Annotated in this window: 1 protein-coding gene; it reads left to right on the top strand. The window is 48.5% G+C overall.

Features of this window, described 5'->3' with window-relative positions:
• Nucleotides 1-218 precede the first annotated feature (218 nt).
• On the top strand, nucleotides 219-441 hold a 223-nt coding region (locus FJV41_RS53335; RefSeq protein WP_220138020.1), incomplete at its 3' end, for a hypothetical protein.

Genomic DNA, 441 nt, shown 5'->3' with positions numbered 1-441 from the left:
CAATTGAATGCAGTAGATTCCATGCAGCGTGGCCCAATGGATCTCGATTGAATGCACTGGATTCCATGCAGCGTGTTTGAATGCAGTGTATGCCATGCAGCGTGAAGAAATGGAACCCTATTGAATGCAGTGGATTTTATGCAGCATGGCCCAAGGCATCCCGATTGAAGGTAGTGCATTCCATGCAGCATCACTGAATGCAGTGGATTCCATGCAGCATGGTAAAATGCATCCCGATTGAACGCAGTGTATTCCATGCAGCGTGGCTAAATGGATCCCGATTGAATGCAGTGGATTCCATGCAGCGTGGCCCAATGGATCTCGAGAGCATGCAGTGGATTCCATGCAGTGTGGTGCAATGGATTTTAATTGAACGCAGTGGATTCCATGCATCGTGGCGCAATGGATCCCAATTGAATGCAGTGAATTCCATGAAGCGCG

It is taken from the genome of Myxococcus llanfairpwllgwyngyllgogerychwyrndrobwllllantysiliogogogochensis (assembly GCF_006636215.1).
GTDB lineage: Bacteria > Myxococcota > Myxococcia > Myxococcales > Myxococcaceae > Myxococcus > Myxococcus llanfairpwllgwyngyllgogerychwyrndrobwllllantysiliogogogochensis.
Note: the sequence above shows the minus strand (reverse complement) of the source record. Positions and strands in the feature narration are given on the sequence as shown.